The sequence below is a fragment of the Streptomyces sp. UH6 genome (assembly GCF_013421635.1).
In the GTDB taxonomy this organism is placed as follows: Bacteria; Actinomycetota; Actinomycetes; order Streptomycetales; family Streptomycetaceae; genus Streptomyces; species Streptomyces abyssomicinicus.
This window is the reverse complement of sequence record NZ_JACADT010001471.1, coordinates 1-502: the sequence shown is the minus strand read 5'-3', so window position 1 is coordinate 502 and position 502 is coordinate 1. Positions and strand designations below refer to the sequence as shown.

The 502-nt window shown below is 69.3% G+C and carries 1 pseudogene; it reads left to right on the top strand.

Features of this window, described 5'->3' with window-relative positions:
• Window positions 1–502 (top strand): annotated as a pseudogene (locus HW445_RS32660) (hypothetical protein); the annotation flags it as partial.

Here is a 502-nt window from a genome sequence, read left to right as displayed (position 1 = left end):
CACCCCCGAACAACTCGACACCACCCCCACCCACGACTCCCTCTTCCACCTCGACTGGCAGCACCTCACCGCCACCCCGGCGGAGACCCCTGCACACGCAACCCTCATCGAGATCCCGGCTTCGGACACCGACGGTGACGTCCCGGCAGCCGTGCAAACCGTCCTCGCCGACGTCCTCACCCGACTGCAGGAATGGATCGCATCCGACGAGCAGGACCAGCGTCTGGTCGTCGTCACCCGAGGCGCGGTCGCCACGACCAACACCGAGCAGGTGACCGACCTCGCCGCCGCAGCCGTATGGGGCCTGATCCGCTCCGCCCAGTCCGAACACCCCGACCGCATCGTCCTGATCGACACCGACGGCTCGATGGAGGACCTGGCAGCTCTCGCGGGTCTGGACGAGCCTCAGCTCGCCGTCCGCGCGGGAGAAATCCTCGTCCCCCGGCTCGCCCGCACCACCACGTCCGCTGACACCACCCTGCCGGTCACCGAAGGAGCGGTC